This window comes from Nitrosomonas sp. (genome assembly GCF_022842015.1).
Lineage (GTDB): Bacteria > Pseudomonadota > Gammaproteobacteria > Burkholderiales > Nitrosomonadaceae > Nitrosomonas.
The window spans coordinates 1-14821 of the sequence record NZ_JALHQJ010000075.1 but is presented as its reverse complement, the minus strand read 5'-3'; the positions used below and the strand labels follow the sequence as shown (position 1 = coordinate 14821).

Below are 14821 nucleotides of genomic sequence, written 5' to 3'. Positions count from 1 at the left end.
ACCGGAGTGGACGCACCTCTGGTGTACCGGTTATGACGCCAGTCGTATCGCCGGGTAGCTATGTGCGGAAGAGATAACCGCTGAAAGCATCTAAGCGGGAAACTCTCCTCAAGATGAGATTTCCCGAGGGTTTAACCCTCCTAAAGGTTCGTCGAAGACTACGACGTTGATAGGTCGGGTGTGTAAGCATAGCGATATGTTAAGCTAACCGATACTAATTGACCGTGCGGCTTGATCCTATAACTATAGTAATTTGATAATTAATTAAAAGAGAATTTTGTTAATTATTCTAACCCTAAATACTTTTCCAAAATTAAATGATTAGATGATATCATTTAATTTATAAGTTACGCTTGGCGGCCATAGCGCTTTGGACCCACTTCTTCCCATCCCGAACAGAACCGTGAAACGAAGCTGCGCCGATGATAGTGTGTTTTCGCATGTGAAAGTAGGTTACCGCCAGGCACTTCTCAAAAAAACCCATCACTCTAGCTTGTGATGGGTTTTTGTTTTTATGCAATAATAATTTCAATTCTTTTTATTCAATAATTCACGTTAATCTGATTGAAATCACATTGAACGTACATGACTTACTAAATTTTATCGTAAGTTCTTAACTTCTTTTTCGGAGGGTAAAGCGATTATGAATGAATCTGATATTAAAAAAGATAATTGGGAAAGACATTTACTGGAAGATCTTGCTTTAGCTTCTTTAAATGAGCACCGGCGTGCGAGAAGGTGGGGGATTTTTTTTAAGCTAATCACTTTTCTGTATCTTTTTGTTTTATTATTTTTTGCATTGGGCTGGATTGATGATGGAAAAGTTAGATTAGCAGACAAGCATAGTGCGTTGATAGATTTACGTGGAACGATTACTGCTGATGGTATGAACAGTGCTGATAAGATAAATAGCAGCCTCCGATCTGCATTTCAAGATAAAAATACAAGGGGTGTTATTTTACGAATAAACAGTCCTGGAGGAAGTCCAGTCCAAGCAGGACATATTAACGATGAGATACGCCGTTTGCGTGTCAAATATCCAGATATTCCTCTTTACGCGGTTGTTGGCGACATATGCGCTTCTGGGGGATATTATATTGCAGCCGCTGCAGATAAAATATTTGTGGATAAAGCAAGTCTGATTGGATCCATTGGTGTATTGATGGATAGTTTTGGTTTTACGGGGACTTTGGAGAAGCTTGGTATTGAAAGGCGTTTACTAACTGCTGGGGATAATAAAAGCTTTCTAGATCCTTTCTCGCCGTTGGACCCAACTCAAATAGATCATGCAACGAAATTATTACGTGAAGTTCATGAGCAGTTTATTCAGGTAGTTAAGGAGGGAAGAGGAGATCGTTTGAAGAATAATCCAGATATATTTAGTGGGATTGTCTGGACTGGCCAAAAAAGTATTGATTTAGGGCTTGCTGATGCAATGGGTAGTGCAGAGTATGTCGCTCGTGAAATTATTAAAGCAGAAACACTGACCGACTTTACCCCTCGCGAGGGATTTTCAGATGTATTTTCCAAGCGGTTTAGCCAAATCATCTCAAATCTTGTATTTGACGCAAAGTGGACAATCTACTAAATAAACTGTGATTCTTAACGAAGGATGGATTCAAGTAAGTGCTGCAATCAAGTTTCGCAGCTGTTCCTGCTACCCAAAGTTGGATAAAATAGCGTGATTGTTTGTTTAAGAGGCTTTTGGGTTTATCGTTACCCTAAAGAAAGAGAAACGATGAAGACAGAGAAAGATAGTCAAAACTGAATTGGCCCGGCTTTTTCGGAGATTTTTTAATATGAGTCAAGCAGCATGAGCTGATCCTTATAATTGACGATAATCTGCCATTTCAAATTCTGCCGGTAGAATATTTACAATTGGTTTCAGTAGTCAGCGATTGTTGAACCAGTCAATCTACTCTGGGCTATTTGTGTCGAATTTGAATTCCATTGTGCACAGCTTTCTTGCTCCCATTTTTCCTCTATTATGATTATTTTCTCTTAACTGGGTTGTCTGAGTCTATTAGGCCCTATAAGTGATATGAGGGTTCGTGATTTAAAGCTCACAATTTTCTACTGTTACATAGAATCCCATATAGGTAAGATTCCTAATTCGTCGGATTTTACTTGAAATTCACAATCAACGCCGATACTAGGAACCCATATCAGTTTCTCCCCATAAAACATTAAAGGTATTGTGTTACGTTGCCATGGTGGAATTGATGCTTCCCGCAGTAGGTTTTTTAAGCTTCTTCGCGGACGATTGCAGGCCGGCATAAAAAGTTCGCCGCCCCTTCGTGAACGAATAGTGATTAACTCAGTGGATATTTTCTTTTGACTAATGCCTTGATTTTTTACTTCTGCAAAACGGATAGCGCCATTAAAATGGCTCAATACTAAATGTGCTTCCCCATTCCAAACATAGTGTGCAGAGCTTTGAAGAGAAGTTGTACTGGGTAAGATATAAATTGAGCCTTTGTAGCAGCGAATTTCAGTATTGCCAAAACTAATGTAGGGTTGACTGTCTGGTCCTGCAGACAAAATCTGGTGCAGAATGGTTTCTAATTTTACTGTGCTCGGAGGTGTTATACCTTGTTGTAATAAGTTGTAACGTAATAGATTTTTAGCGCGAGCAAAGCTAAGCAGACGTAAGTGATTGATTTGAATTTTTCCTGAAACCACACAATGCTCATTATCAATGATGGCTAATTCATCTAGCAGTAATGACGCTTCTGAAAAATGGCGGCTGGTACGTAGTAATGTTTTAGGGTAATTAGGATATCGCTTTTTTAATATCGGCAAAATATCATGACGCAGAAAATTTCTATTAAAAATAATGCTGTCATTACTTTCATCATTGATCCAATTCAATTTGTTTAATCGCCCATAAGCTTCTATTTCGTCACGAGAAATTTCTAGCAATGGGCGCAGTATTTGCGGTGCTGCAATCGATGGTTGTTTTCTGACTAGGGGCATGCCACATAACCCTTTTATGCCAGCACCACGAAATAATTGTAATAATAATGTTTCTGCTTGGTCATCCAAATGTTGCGCTAATACCACATAATTTGCTTGTATCTGGTTGAAAACACGATATCGTTCTTCTCGGGCTCTTGCTTCAAGGCTCTCACCTTTTTCTTTCTTGATTTTTAAATAAGCAATGTAAATAGAGACGCCATAAGCATGACACAGATGACAACAAAATTTACTCCAAAGGTTTGCATTGCTACTTATGCCGTGATTGACGTGTACTGCCGATAGCGTGAGAGGTATTTCTCTGGATAGTGTGACGAGTATATGCAGCAAAACAACTGAATCGACACCGCCGCTCAGAGCGACAGCTAAATGGTCGCCTGGTTTAATGTGTGTAAATAATACGTCCCGAATGTTACGCAAGAAATTAATCGACTTTAACTTCCTTGAATGAACCATATGTCATAAGCCGCTCCAGACGCTTTTCTAGGAGTGTTTCGATAGAGTATTCCTGGAGGTTACATAGAGATTCTTGTAAAACATTTTTTACCGCATGCATGGTTGCTGGATAATTACGGTGAGCTCCACCGATAGGCTCAGTAATTATACCGTCAATCAGATTAAATGATTTTAACCGATCAGCTGTGATGCCCATGATTTCAGCAGCTTCAGGAGCTTTCTCTGCGCTTTTCCATAAAATTGATGCACAACCTTCCGGGGATATCACAGAGTAAGTGGAATATTGCAACATATGAATCACGTCACCCACTGCTACTGCTAAGGCTCCTCCTGATCCACCCTCTCCAATAATTACACAAATAATGGGAATTCTGAGTTGTGCCATGACATAGAGATTCTTGCCAATAGCTTCTGATTGTCCCCGTTCTTCTGCGTCAATCCCTGGGTACGCTCCAGGGGTATCAATAAATGTAATTAAAGGGATAGAAAATTTCTCTGCTAAATGCATTAAACGCAGAGCCTTACGATACCCCTCCGGTTTTGGCATGCCAAAATTCCGGTAGATTTTTTCCTTAGTGTCACGTCCTTTTTGATGCCCAATTATCATAATAGTTTGGCCGTTAAAACGAGCCAAACCAGCCACAATAGCATGGTCATCAGAAAAATTACGATCCCCATGTAACTCTTCGAAATCTGTAAATAAATGTTCTATATAGTCCAGTGTGTAAGGACGCTGCGGATGCCGAGCAACTTGTGATATTTGCCAAGGAGTCAATTTTGCATAAACATTCTTTGTAAGTGACTGGCTTTTAATTTGCAAACGCGCGATTTCTGCTGAGATATCCAGCGCAGATTCATCTTGTGCGAAGCGTAATTCCTCAATTTTTGATTCAAATTCAGCAATACTTTGCTCAAATTCCAGAAAAGTTATTTTCATGTAGGCTGAGATATAATCTTAAAATCGTGATGATACAGGATTTGTAGAAGAATCTGCATGCACAGAGTGCAGAGTGTGTTTGAAACTTAATGTTGGTCAATAGTCTCAAATTTATGTGGAGCGATAGAGTTAACCAATAGTGTTTAATTGGCGGTATGACTTATTGGAAAATAACCAAAGCAACAATGATCTTAAAATTAGCCTTTTACTTCAATTAATTGATTGTAAATTACAGCTTTCATTTGCTTGCTATTGCTCAACAGTTTTGCTATGTACCGATATCAACGATGTGAGGAGTTTTTTTATGAATAGGCGTACTTTTTTTCTCCAGGGAATCAGTTTAGCTGCTGCATTACCTGCCGCGGCACTTCTTATCCCTGATCAATCACTTGCTCAAGCTATTAGTGGTGCAGTGGTTGAGCGACTGAGAAAGCCTTATGAAGAGTGGCGTGACTTAGTGTCTCCTGAAGCTTTTCGGGTATTATTTAATGAGCATACTGAGGATCCGGGTAGTAGTGAGTTGAATCATGAACATCGAGAAGGGACTTTCATATGCGCTGCGTGCTATTTGCCTTTGTTTGAGAGTCAGCATAAATATGAAAGTGGAACTGGATGGCCAAGCTTTACACAACCTATTGCTGGGCATATCGGTACTAAACGTGATTTTAAATTGATTATCTTGCGGATAGAGTATCATTGTGCACGATGTGGAGGGCATCAGGGGCATGTTTTTAAGGATGGCCCGCCGCCCAGAAAGGAACGATGGTGCAATAATGGAGTTGCGCTAAAATTTGTCCAAAAAGCAAATCAACTACCGGCGCTGAGGGGATAAATTTATGTGGGAGCGAGTTTTTCATCTACGGTATTTTTTTTATGTAATTTTCTTATGGATATCTGCGAGTGGTTGTCAACAAATTGATTCAATGATTGCAGAATCAGAGTCTACTTATTTGACTAATGAGAATTTAGATACCGCAATTTTTGCAGGCGGTTGTTTTTGGTGTACCGAGTCTGATTTCGACAAAATGGCAGGGGTAGTATCAACGATATCCGGTTATATTGGTGGTACGGTTGTGGATCCAACATATGAACAAGTGGTCGCCGGAAAAACGGGGCATATTGAGGCAGTCATGGTTTATTTTGATAAAACGAAAACTAACTATTCTAAGTTATTGAATGCCTATTGGCTCACAATTGATCCACTAACGCCTAATCGACAGTTTTGTGATTCTGGTGCGCAATATCGTAGTGCAATTTTTTATCAAAATTCTGAGCAAAAAGAACTGGCTGAAGTTTCAAAAAAGATACTTGACCTGTCAGGACGATTTACTAAGCCAGTAGTGACTGAAATTTTACCAGCAACGGAATTTTATCGAGCTGAAGACTATCATCAAGATTATTACCAAAAGAATCCGTTGCGATATAAGTATTACCGGAACAATTGTGGACGGGATACGCGCTTGGAAGAATTGTGGGGAACGCAACATTAATAAAATTAAACCTGATTTATTGGGAGGCATTACTCCCACAGTTTTTTTAAGAGATTACTGGCAAAAACGCCCGTTGCTGATCAAAAATGCATTACCTGGATTTAATGGTTTGTTAACACGTGATGAGCTGATAAATCAAGCGTGTGCTGAAGATGCGCAATCCCGATTGGTTGTTCAGAAAAAGGGAAAATGGCATCTTAAGCATGGCCCATTGAGCGATCATGACTTTGTCAAGTTGCCCAAAAAACAATGGACTTTACTCGTCCAAGAAGTGAATTATTTTCTTCCTTCTGCTCGTGATTTGTTAAAAAAATTTAGCTTTATTCCACATGCTCGCCTGGATGATTTAATGGTGAGTTACGCGCCGAAAGGCGGTGGAATCGGACCACATTTTGATTCCTATGATGTGTTTCTGTTACAGGGTATGGGTTCCAGGCGCTGGCAAATATCCGCTCAACAGGATGATCAATTTATTGCTGATGCACCACTTAGGATATTGAGGAATTTCTTACCAGAACAAGAGTGGGTACTTAATGCTGGCGACATGCTTTATTTGCCTCCAAAATACGCTCATAACGGTATCGCAGAGACCGATTGCATGACTTATTCCATTGGTTTCCGTGCACCTAGTTTCCATGAATTAATGATGCAATTTCTAATTTATTTGCAAGATAACTTAGCTGCGGAGGGGAGATATTCAGACCCTGATTTGCAATTGCAGGCTTATCCATCAAAAATTAACGCGGCAATGCTGTCTCAAGTGAATTCAATTCTAAAAAAGATACAATGGAATCGCAATGATATTGAAAACTTTCTCGGTATTTATCTTTCAGAGCCCAAATCACATATTTTTTTTGAACAATCAACAAATCCTCTGACTTCAGATTTATTTCTACGAAAAATTATGAAGAATGGTATACGGCTTAACCTAAAAAGTAGAATGTTAAGTGGTGCTAATAAGTTATTCATGAATGGTGAAATTTATGAGGTTGGTGATGGCGCATACCATTTCTTGGTTAAGCTTGCTAACGATCAAGAGATTTTGCCACCCTTAAGTATAAATGAAGAAGCTGGGGAAGTACTTTATCAGTGGTATATCAATGGGTATATCGAAGTGATTGAATAGAGCTTGCTTGCAAATTATAACGTGTTGCTTGAATTAGTTGTGCGAATTGTGATCTGATAAATCAGATCACAAGGGGGGAAATATGGCTACCAATATCGCTTATACACCGGATACCGCTATTACTAAAGCCATGTTCAACTTTGATGCATTCGGCTTACCCAATTACAAACTCAGTGGTGCAATTCGCGTTTCTGTTTCAGATAACTTTAGCCAAGCCGATTATCTGAATCCAAGTTATTCTAACTTCAACTCAATACTTTATACTAGAGGCGCAAACGAGGTTGCATGGACTACGCGTATGGAAAGCAATATTCAAACAATTCTGCAGGCTTACTCGCAATTTGCAAATATTACTTTTCAGTGGGTAGGAGACTATGACAGCCTTGCAAGCAGCACTGATACTACACCAAACCCTGAAGATGTCGGCAGAGCTGATGTTTCTGATATTAACATCAACTGGATTTATCGTTCTGACGTGAATTTTGCCGGAATTTCCGGGGGAAATGCGGATAAGTTTCTGTTTAACTATACAGGAGGGGCAGGTGATATTTTTCTTAACGCTTATGCACCAAAATTCAATGGTGATCTAACGCTTGATTTAAATACACGCGCCCGGCAAACGCTGATGCATGAACTGGGGCACTCGCTGGGTTTCTCTCATCCGCATAGCGCATATAATATTAGTGCTCGTACACCTACTATCACCACAGATTACACTGCTACCAAAGATCTGGGATTTTCACAGCTTGGCTTTCGCACTAACAGTGCAGAAGACATGTACAAAGAATATTTCACGATCATGTCATATGATAATCAGCATTCCTTGCTGCCTGGTTCAAACGTCACTTTTCAGGCCTATACTCCGATGATTCTGGATGTGATTGCACTGCAACAGGCTTATGGTGAAGGAACAGGAACGAGCGGATCAGGCAATGATACGATCACAGTGGGCACAGCTGGGTATCGCACCTATTTCGATACAGGTGGTATCGATACTGTCGATCTATCAGAATATACTGGTGGCGCTTACTTAAATATGGGAGTTAACATCATTGGCGCTACTCATTTAGTCGGAGTGTCGGTGAGTACTTATGATGCGCAAAATGCTATTTCCTTGGGTAAGGATCCTGCCAATTTGCGCTGGTTCTATGGGGAGTACGAGAAAGCCTTCGGTTCGGCAGCGGCTGACCAGATCATCGGCAATTCACTCGATAATGTAATTGACGGAGAAAATGGCAATGACACTCTCACGGGAGGGGGGGGCAACGATAGCTTGAACGGTGGAGATGGGGATGATATTCTCAATGGGCAAGAGGGTATAGATACAGCGATCTATACTAGTAGCCGCAGCGACTTTACAATTACTCGCAACGCCGATCGTGGCATCATTATTCACGATAACGCCAACATAGAAGGAACTGATACGCTAAGCGAGATTGAGCGGATTAGCTTTAGCGACGAACGTCTTGCATTGGATGTCGATGGTAATGCCGGCATCGTTGCTAAAACGCTTGGCGCAGTATTTGGTGCGGGTTCGATTGCAAACAAAGAATATGTGGGAATCGGATTAGGATTGCTAGATGGCGGAGTGAGCTATAGTAACCTGATGGAGTTAGCCATAAGTACCAAACGAGGAGTGAATGCCAGCAATAATGATATCGTTAATTTGTTATATACCAACGTGGTAGGTACTGCACCATCGACCAGTGATTTGAATTACTATGTTGGACTACTCCAGAATGGCGCATACACGGAAGTCGGCCTCGGTATACTGGCGGCGGATTCAACAATCAATGCCAGTAATATCAATCTCATAGGATTAGCGACGGCAGGGCTGGAATTTGTGTAATGAGCAATTGATTGAGAAAAATATATATTTTATGCATTACTTTCGTTGAACGAATGGAAACCTGAGATGGAATTTACAGAATCATCCATGCGCTAAACAGGCGACAGGCAGAATTAAATTCTGCTAATTTGCGCTGCAAATAGTTGGATTCGTCATTTTTCGGGACTTATAATGCCATCACCCTTTACCTCTAGTGAAACCACTCCCATTGATACGGCCAATGACATTACGATTGACTCACTATTGAGCAGTTCTCGCTGGGCAAGTGCAACGATTTCATATAGTTTTCCAGCCAGCAACGATCCATTGTTCTGGTCATCGCTTTCGAGCGGATATGGTTTTCAGTTCGGTGAGGGCGAACCGTGGAATAGCGCTGCCACTCCACTTACCACAACTGATCAAACAAATTTTGTGAAAGCACTGCAGCAATGGTCTAATGTGGCTAATTTAAATTTTGTGCAGGTGGCGGAAACACCCGGGGAAGTCGGCGACATACGTGCAGCCTATACTGAAGATCCCGATGAGTTAACACTTGCTTGGACATATCTTCCCAGTCCCAGTGTTTTGGCGGGTGATATTTGGATTAACACTCAAGGTCTCCTTCGTTTTCAGGATTGGGATTCAGGTAGTATTTCTTTTGAAACCATCTTACATGAACTTGGCCATGCCTTGGGTCTCAAGCATCCGTTTGTGGATCCTGATGACCTGTCACAAACCGTGCTGCCGGCAAATCTGGATAACACCCGATATACCGTCATGAGTTATACCTACTCAAACTTGGAAGGTGGTGTAGGTACAGAGTTTTCGTTTCATCCCACTACGCCGATGGTGCTCGATATTTCTGCCATGCAGTTTTTGTATGGGGCTAACAATTTTTATCATGTTGTCAATGATACTTATACTTTCGATGATGCAAATATCTATCACGAAACTATCTGGGACGCAGGTGGTTCTTCCGATACTATTCATTATGCGGGTGCAATCCCGAGCCTAATCGACCTGAATCCGGGCAGTGCCTCGCAAATAGGTCAGCCGGTATACGTGCAATCTAATGGCGTAAATATTGGCTCGCCAATTCATAATATTTGGATTGCTGATCATGTGGCGATTGAAAATGCGATTGGTGGTCAAGGAGATGATACATTCATTGGCAACGGTGCCAGTAATAGTCTGGATGGTGGATCAGGGATTGATACTGTACTGATCGGGTCTCCACGCAATCAATTCACGATCAGTAAAACATCTGATAATTATTTAATCGCTGCTAATGCAGATCCCGGCAACCAAGATACACTGCTGAATATTGAGCGCGTAGAATTCGATGACATTGGGTTAGCACTGGATCTTGATGATCATGCAGGCGAGGTTGCAAAGCTGCTCGGCGCGGTATATGGCGCTTCTGCTGTCACTAATCAGGAATATGTCGGCATCGGTCTGGCCAAAGCTGATGAAGGCTTGAGCTACGAACAGTTGGGCGAATTCGCTATTAATGCTAAAAATATCATTCGTCACGATGAGATTGTAACTTTGCTGTGGCAAAATCTTTTCGGAGATGCTCCAACACAAAGTGAGAAATCCCTTTACGTCGATATGCTTGATGATGGTCAAATATCAATTGGTTCTTTAGCCATACTGGCCGCAGACAGTGGGGTGAATGTGCAACAGATTGATTTAACTGCGCTCACGCAAACGGGCCTTGCGTATATTTAATCTCTTCGGGTTAAATTCCCCGCCCCTTGGGGCGAAAGCTGGTTGAAAACCAGCAGGTTGAAGAGCGCGGTTAATACCCCGCTGCTTGCGGCGGGGTGCTTTATTAAGAATTTTGCACGGCTAGAGTGATTTTTAGGTGTGGGCGATAATACGATAATGATTTGAGTCATATTGGATAGTTTGCTGGAAAAGATCAATCAACATATCCAGAGGTACGACATCAAGGTGACTCAGGGTTGTCATGTTGACGCCAGTGTCACGCACAGCCCGCGCGCACCACAGACCAAGCCTTTGTATGAAGTGGTTACTGACCGGGAATGTCGGGACGATGAAGAAGAGGCGAAAGCAGCCATGCGCGTTATTGAAGTGATTCAGCCCGGTGTAGATACAGAAGCACGCTGGTTTGGAGCCAGGTGCTGCGTTACTAGGGCAAAGCCAAAGTACATGCCTGGCATATTTTACAAGCTATGGCATACAACCTGATAAGGTTGCCCAGATTGTATGTTAATAGGCAGATACAATTGCAATCATAGGTCAAATGCGCCTTTTGTGCCGATAATGGCCAATGAAAGTGATTGTTCGCGTGCTTTCAGCAAGGAAATGACTAAAAAATACCCCGAAAATCAGAAATCGTAACGAATTTGGAAATTCGTTGAATTTTGCAAAGGTCTCAGTAAGTGAATTTTATCAATTTTATGGCTTCATAAATTCCACTAATGCTTCGACATGCGGTGTATGTGGAAATAAATCAATGAGTTGAATGTCTACGATGGACCAACCTTGCTCATGAAAAGTCCTGGCATCCCGGGCGAAGGTTTCAGGGTGGCAGGAGATGTAATATATCTTTTTTAAAGAAACGAAACTGTCGAAGAAGCCATACAAATTTTTTATTCCTGAGCGAGGTGGGTCGAGCACTAAGGTTTCTGCATCGATGACATTTTTTTTAATACTATTCCAGACCATGGGTTTAAAAAGATCGGTAACCTGAGTTGTTACATTAGGTAGATTTTTCGCATTGAGTGCTTGAATTGAGTTACGCTCAGATTCATAGGCGGTGATCGTGGTACAGCTGGATTCTGCGATGATTTGTGTGAAATTACCGGAACCACTAAATAACTCCACGACTTTTCCGGAACAGGAATTGTTGGCAAGTTTTTCTTTTAGCCAGGCTTGCATCCATGTATTCTGTGCGGTATTTCCTTGTTTAAAAAGACGCTTCTGATTAATGAGAATTTCATCTGCCTGCATGTCATCGTCCAGTTCGATGAAATTCCAATCTTGGCCGACATCGGCTTGCCAGTCCGTGTTGGGTAATTTCTGAATAGCTGTTTTTAATAAATTTCTACAGGAATCATTGAGCACGATGCAATCTTTGATCGGTGCAATTTGATATGAGTTTTCTGATACAAAACCCAGTTGCACGCCATCGGTTTTTACCTGGCAGCGGTTGCGATAACCATACGGCTGTGGAGCAGGGTGAACAAGGCTAACGGTAAGTTGAGTGGTGTCAAATCCGACCCTTTCCATCGCATACATAAAGCGATTTCTTTTTTGCTCAAGTTGGCTTGTATAATCGGCAATCATCCAAGGACAACCGGTGCAGGCATTTTCTTCCAGGCTAAGATGTGGGCACGCGGGTATTTTTCTACGTGTGGATGGTTGTATGAGATGGGTCAATTTGGCGTAGGCGAATTTTTTATTATTGAGTGGTTTGTTGATGATCTCAAATTCGCCGCTATCGCCCGGCCAAGTGCCATAGACAAAGTAGGATATGTTGTTCTGAGCATTTTTGACGACACCCAAGCCTTTTTGCGATAAATGAGTAACTGTACCGGTGAATTTCATCATTAATAATTGAGTGGAAAAGGAAAAACCGTGATGGCCAATCCGTATGAAAATTTTAAAAAAGATTCCGAATCACTGAAAAGTGACTTGACGACACTTCAATATCAGGTTACGCAACACGCAGATACCGAGGCGCCATTTCAAAATGAATTCTGGGATCACAAGGCCGCAGGCATCTATGTGGATATTGTCTCGGGTGAGCCGCTGTTTGCGTCGATTCATAAATTTGATTCGGGTACTGGTTGGCCGAGTTTCTATCAGCCGATAAATGAGCAGTATATCCAATTCAAGACCGATTGTGAGCTCTGGATGCCGCGTACCGAAGTTCGAAGCCGATATGCAGACAGTCATTTAGGCCATGTTTTTAACGACGGACCGGCTCCCACGGGCCAGCGTTATTGCATTAATTCCGCGGCGCTGAGATTTATCAGAAAAGAAGATTTACAGGCGATGGGGTATGGTAATTGGATGATATTATTTGAAAATGAAGTGCCGAAATAAAGTAGCCGATGACTGAAAAAGATGTATCGATAGAAGAATTATCAACTATCCATCCGTTGCCGTCATTTTTTCATGCGATGGTTTGCTTCGCTGGTGTATTGCTGCTGATTTCATTTGGATTGTTTGTTTGGCAAGCTAGTTTGCACGCGCTTATTTTTTTGGCGTTGATTTGGGTTAGTTTGCAAGCGCGCGGACTGGGTTATTCGTTTGTCGCTATACGGCGCATGATGGATGAAGGCATCACTAGAGCATTGCCGGCGATTTATATTTTTCTGTTGATCGGAATGGTGATTGCCAGTTTCATGCAAAGTGGAACTATCGCCAGCTTATTATATTATGGGCTGGATTGGCTCAATCCCAGCATCTTCCTGGCAATAGGACTTGTGCTGTGTAGCTTAATGTCGGTAGCTACCGGTACTTCATGGGGAACTGTTGGAACTATTGGTGTAGTGCTAATTGGCATCGGTGATGCAATGGGTATCCCACTGCCATTGGTGGCGGGAATGATCATTTCCGGTGCAACCTTTGGCGACAAATTGTCGCCCATTTCCGATACCACTAATCTTGCCGCTATGAGCGCAGGGACCAACCTTTACCGGCATATTGGTTCGATGCTTTATACCTCTTTGCCGACATTTATCATCGTGCTGATCGTTTTTTTTGTATGGGGAATGCAATATGGTGAAAATTCCTTATCCAGAAACCATATTAATGAAATCCGTGGCGCATTGGCGGGTGCTTACCAGCTAGATCTGTGGGTGACATTGCTGCCGTTGTTGCTGATGTTTGGCTTGAGTGTCCAGCGCCATGCCGCGGAAGTCAGTATGGCGTGCAGTATTCTTTTGGCGATGTTGATTGCTGTGGTGTACCAGGGCAAGGATGGGGTCGATGTGATCAATGCATTGTGGTTGAATTCGCCGGGAACCACCGGTGTTGAAAGCATCGATGCGTTGCTTGGGCGCGGTGGTATGTATAGTATGGCCTGGACATTATTATTGTCCATCATGGCGCTTGCACTGGGCGGCATTATGCATCATGCCGGATTTCTGCGCGTGTTGTTGATGCAACTCATCACGCGTATTCGGCGTGTTAGTGCATTAATTGCCACCACCATTGTGGCGGGGTTTTTCGGCAATATGGCAATGGGTGAGGCGTATATCTCGATCATTCTTAATTGTCAGTTATTTAAAGGCGCATATCAGGAGAAAAAATTAGATCAAGCCGTATTATCCCGTTCGGTGGAAGAAGGTTCTACTTTAACAACCGGATTGATTCCTTGGACCACAGCGGGTACTTTTTATGCTGTTACACTGGGAGTCCCAACGCTAGATTATGCAATGTATGCTTTATTGAATGTGCTAAATCCTTTTGTCTCCATCGTTATGGCGATCTTGGGGGTTGGACTGCTACAGAGAGTGCGGTAATATTAATACAATTGATGGTTATCTTGTGCTGTATCAAAGATTCGGTCATCTCATTCTGAAAATAAATTCAATTCTCCAGTTTGCTTATTTTTAATTGATGTTATGGAAACAAACGAGAAAAAAATAGTTAATGAAAAGCCTGCGGTTTCGGCAGGATTGAATATTGTCATTATTGTGGGTACTATAATTTTTCCCATTGTAGGTATAGCGACGGGATATACCTATTATAGGAAAGATCATCCAGACATGAAAACAGCAGGAAAGAGATGGCTAATGCTTGGAATAATTATATTTTTAGTAAATATCTTATTGGTTAGTATTATGAGATAGATTCATTAAGAATTTTCGTATTCGTTGGATGGAAAGATTCCAAGAAATTTGGAGAAGTATTGATTACCCCTTTAGCTATTGTGAGTAAAGGGGAAAAGGGTGAAAAGGGGAGGAGAGGCCATGGGTTTTGGAAGGTAATTTTATGACAAATGACTTGACTTTGAACCCCAAGGTCGA

13 protein-coding genes and 2 rRNA genes are annotated in these 14821 nt (G+C 41.8%); 12 read left to right on the top strand and 3 right to left on the bottom strand.

All coding sequences use genetic code 11. The annotated features are described in order from the left end of the window. The 3 genes from Q0C11_RS12500 to Q0C11_RS12490 form a co-directional block, all read left to right on the top strand. Positions 1-239, top strand: a 23S ribosomal RNA gene (locus Q0C11_RS12500); the annotation flags it as partial. Between the two features lie 113 nt (positions 240-352). Next, a 5S ribosomal RNA gene (gene rrf, locus Q0C11_RS12495) occupies positions 353-465 on the top strand. 178 nt (positions 466-643) lie between these two features. Continuing rightward, positions 644-1588 carry a S49 family peptidase gene (locus Q0C11_RS12490; RefSeq protein WP_293008467.1) on the top strand — a complete coding sequence of 315 codons (945 nt, stop codon included), beginning with the start codon at positions 644-646 and terminating at the stop codon, positions 1586-1588. A gap of 491 nt (positions 1589-2079) precedes the next feature. On the opposite strand, the gene tilS is transcribed toward Q0C11_RS12490, so the two are convergent. Both tilS and Q0C11_RS12480 read right to left on the bottom strand, forming a co-directional pair. After that, on the bottom strand, positions 2080-3432 hold the full coding sequence (gene tilS, locus Q0C11_RS12485) for a tRNA lysidine(34) synthetase TilS (RefSeq protein ID WP_293008465.1): 1353 nt from the start codon (positions 3430-3432) through the stop codon (positions 2080-2082). Further along, positions 3401-4369: an acetyl-CoA carboxylase carboxyltransferase subunit alpha gene (locus tag Q0C11_RS12480; RefSeq protein ID WP_293008463.1), complete on the bottom strand. Its 969-nt coding sequence runs from the start codon at positions 4367-4369 to the stop codon at positions 3401-3403. Before Q0C11_RS12480 ends, tilS begins: the two co-directional genes overlap by 32 nt. Positions 4370-4673: 304 nt before the next feature. On the opposite strand from Q0C11_RS12480, the gene msrB (Q0C11_RS12475) reads away from it, so the two are divergent. The 6 genes from msrB (Q0C11_RS12475) to Q0C11_RS12450 all read left to right on the top strand — a co-directional run bounded on the left by msrB (Q0C11_RS12475) (position 4674) and on the right by Q0C11_RS12450 (position 11027). After that, a complete protein-coding gene (gene msrB, locus Q0C11_RS12475; protein ID WP_293008461.1) occupies positions 4674-5201 on the top strand; it encodes a peptide-methionine (R)-S-oxide reductase MsrB in 528 nt (175 codons plus the stop codon). Between the two features lie 91 nt (positions 5202-5292). Beyond that, on the top strand, positions 5293-5859 hold the full coding sequence (gene msrA, locus Q0C11_RS12470) for a peptide-methionine (S)-S-oxide reductase MsrA (RefSeq protein ID WP_293008459.1): 567 nt from the start codon (positions 5293-5295) through the stop codon (positions 5857-5859). Continuing rightward, positions 5822-6985 carry a cupin domain-containing protein gene (locus Q0C11_RS12465; RefSeq protein ID WP_293008469.1) on the top strand — a complete coding sequence of 388 codons (1164 nt, stop codon included), beginning with the start codon at positions 5822-5824 and terminating at the stop codon, positions 6983-6985. Before msrA ends, Q0C11_RS12465 begins: the two co-directional genes overlap by 38 nt. Before the next feature lie 82 nt (positions 6986-7067). Next, entirely contained in the window at positions 7068-8834 is a 1767-nt protein-coding gene (locus Q0C11_RS12460) for a DUF4214 domain-containing protein (RefSeq protein WP_293008457.1), read from the top strand. A 171-nt stretch (positions 8835-9005) separates the two neighbouring features. Then, positions 9006-10544 carry a M10 family metallopeptidase gene (locus Q0C11_RS12455; RefSeq protein WP_293008455.1) on the top strand — a complete coding sequence of 513 codons (1539 nt, stop codon included), beginning with the start codon at positions 9006-9008 and terminating at the stop codon, positions 10542-10544. Between the two features lie 171 nt (positions 10545-10715). Continuing rightward, a complete protein-coding gene (locus Q0C11_RS12450; protein WP_293008453.1) occupies positions 10716-11027 on the top strand; it encodes a hypothetical protein in 312 nt (103 codons plus the stop codon). 210 nt (positions 11028-11237) lie between these two features. Here the strand turns inward: Q0C11_RS12450 and Q0C11_RS12445 are convergent, their stop codons facing one another. After that, complete coding sequence (locus tag Q0C11_RS12445; protein ID WP_293008451.1) at positions 11238-12392, bottom strand: RNA methyltransferase; 1155 nt, start codon at positions 12390-12392, stop codon at positions 11238-11240. A 30-nt stretch (positions 12393-12422) separates the two neighbouring features. Here Q0C11_RS12445 and msrB (Q0C11_RS12440) point away from each other — a divergent pair, with 30 nt between their 5' ends. From msrB (Q0C11_RS12440) to Q0C11_RS12430, 3 genes are all read left to right on the top strand, one after another. Further along, positions 12423-12890 carry a peptide-methionine (R)-S-oxide reductase MsrB gene (msrB, locus tag Q0C11_RS12440; protein WP_293008449.1) on the top strand — a complete coding sequence of 156 codons (468 nt, stop codon included), beginning with the start codon at positions 12423-12425 and terminating at the stop codon, positions 12888-12890. 8 nt (positions 12891-12898) lie between these two features. Next, positions 12899-14314 carry a Na+/H+ antiporter NhaC gene (gene nhaC, locus Q0C11_RS12435; RefSeq protein ID WP_293008447.1) on the top strand — a complete coding sequence of 472 codons (1416 nt, stop codon included), beginning with the start codon at positions 12899-12901 and terminating at the stop codon, positions 14312-14314. Positions 14315-14416: 102 nt separating this feature from the next. Then, positions 14417-14644, top strand: a complete 228-nt coding sequence (locus tag Q0C11_RS12430) for a hypothetical protein (RefSeq protein WP_293008445.1) — start codon at positions 14417-14419, stop codon at positions 14642-14644. Positions 14645-14821 lie beyond the last annotated feature (177 nt).

Coding starts and splice junctions, on each gene's coding strand:
- Q0C11_RS12445 (WP_293008451.1), bottom strand. CDS start 12,392: ATGATGAAATTCACCGGTACAGTTACTCATTTATCGCAAAAAGGCTTG.
- msrA (WP_293008459.1), top strand. CDS start 5,293: ATGATTGCAGAATCAGAGTCTACTTATTTGACTAATGAGAATTTAGAT.
- Q0C11_RS12480 (WP_293008463.1), bottom strand. CDS start 4,369: ATGAAAATAACTTTTCTGGAATTTGAGCAAAGTATTGCTGAATTTGAA.
- Q0C11_RS12490 (WP_293008467.1), top strand. CDS start 644: ATGAATGAATCTGATATTAAAAAAGATAATTGGGAAAGACATTTACTG.
- tilS (WP_293008465.1), bottom strand. CDS start 3,432: ATGGTTCATTCAAGGAAGTTAAAGTCGATTAATTTCTTGCGTAACATT.
- Q0C11_RS12455 (WP_293008455.1), top strand. CDS start 9,006: ATGCCATCACCCTTTACCTCTAGTGAAACCACTCCCATTGATACGGCC.
- Q0C11_RS12430 (WP_293008445.1), top strand. CDS start 14,417: ATGGAAACAAACGAGAAAAAAATAGTTAATGAAAAGCCTGCGGTTTCG.
- msrB (WP_293008449.1), top strand. CDS start 12,423: ATGGCCAATCCGTATGAAAATTTTAAAAAAGATTCCGAATCACTGAAA.
- msrB (WP_293008461.1), top strand. CDS start 4,674: ATGAATAGGCGTACTTTTTTTCTCCAGGGAATCAGTTTAGCTGCTGCA.
- nhaC (WP_293008447.1), top strand. CDS start 12,899: ATGACTGAAAAAGATGTATCGATAGAAGAATTATCAACTATCCATCCG.
- Q0C11_RS12460 (WP_293008457.1), top strand. CDS start 7,068: ATGGCTACCAATATCGCTTATACACCGGATACCGCTATTACTAAAGCC.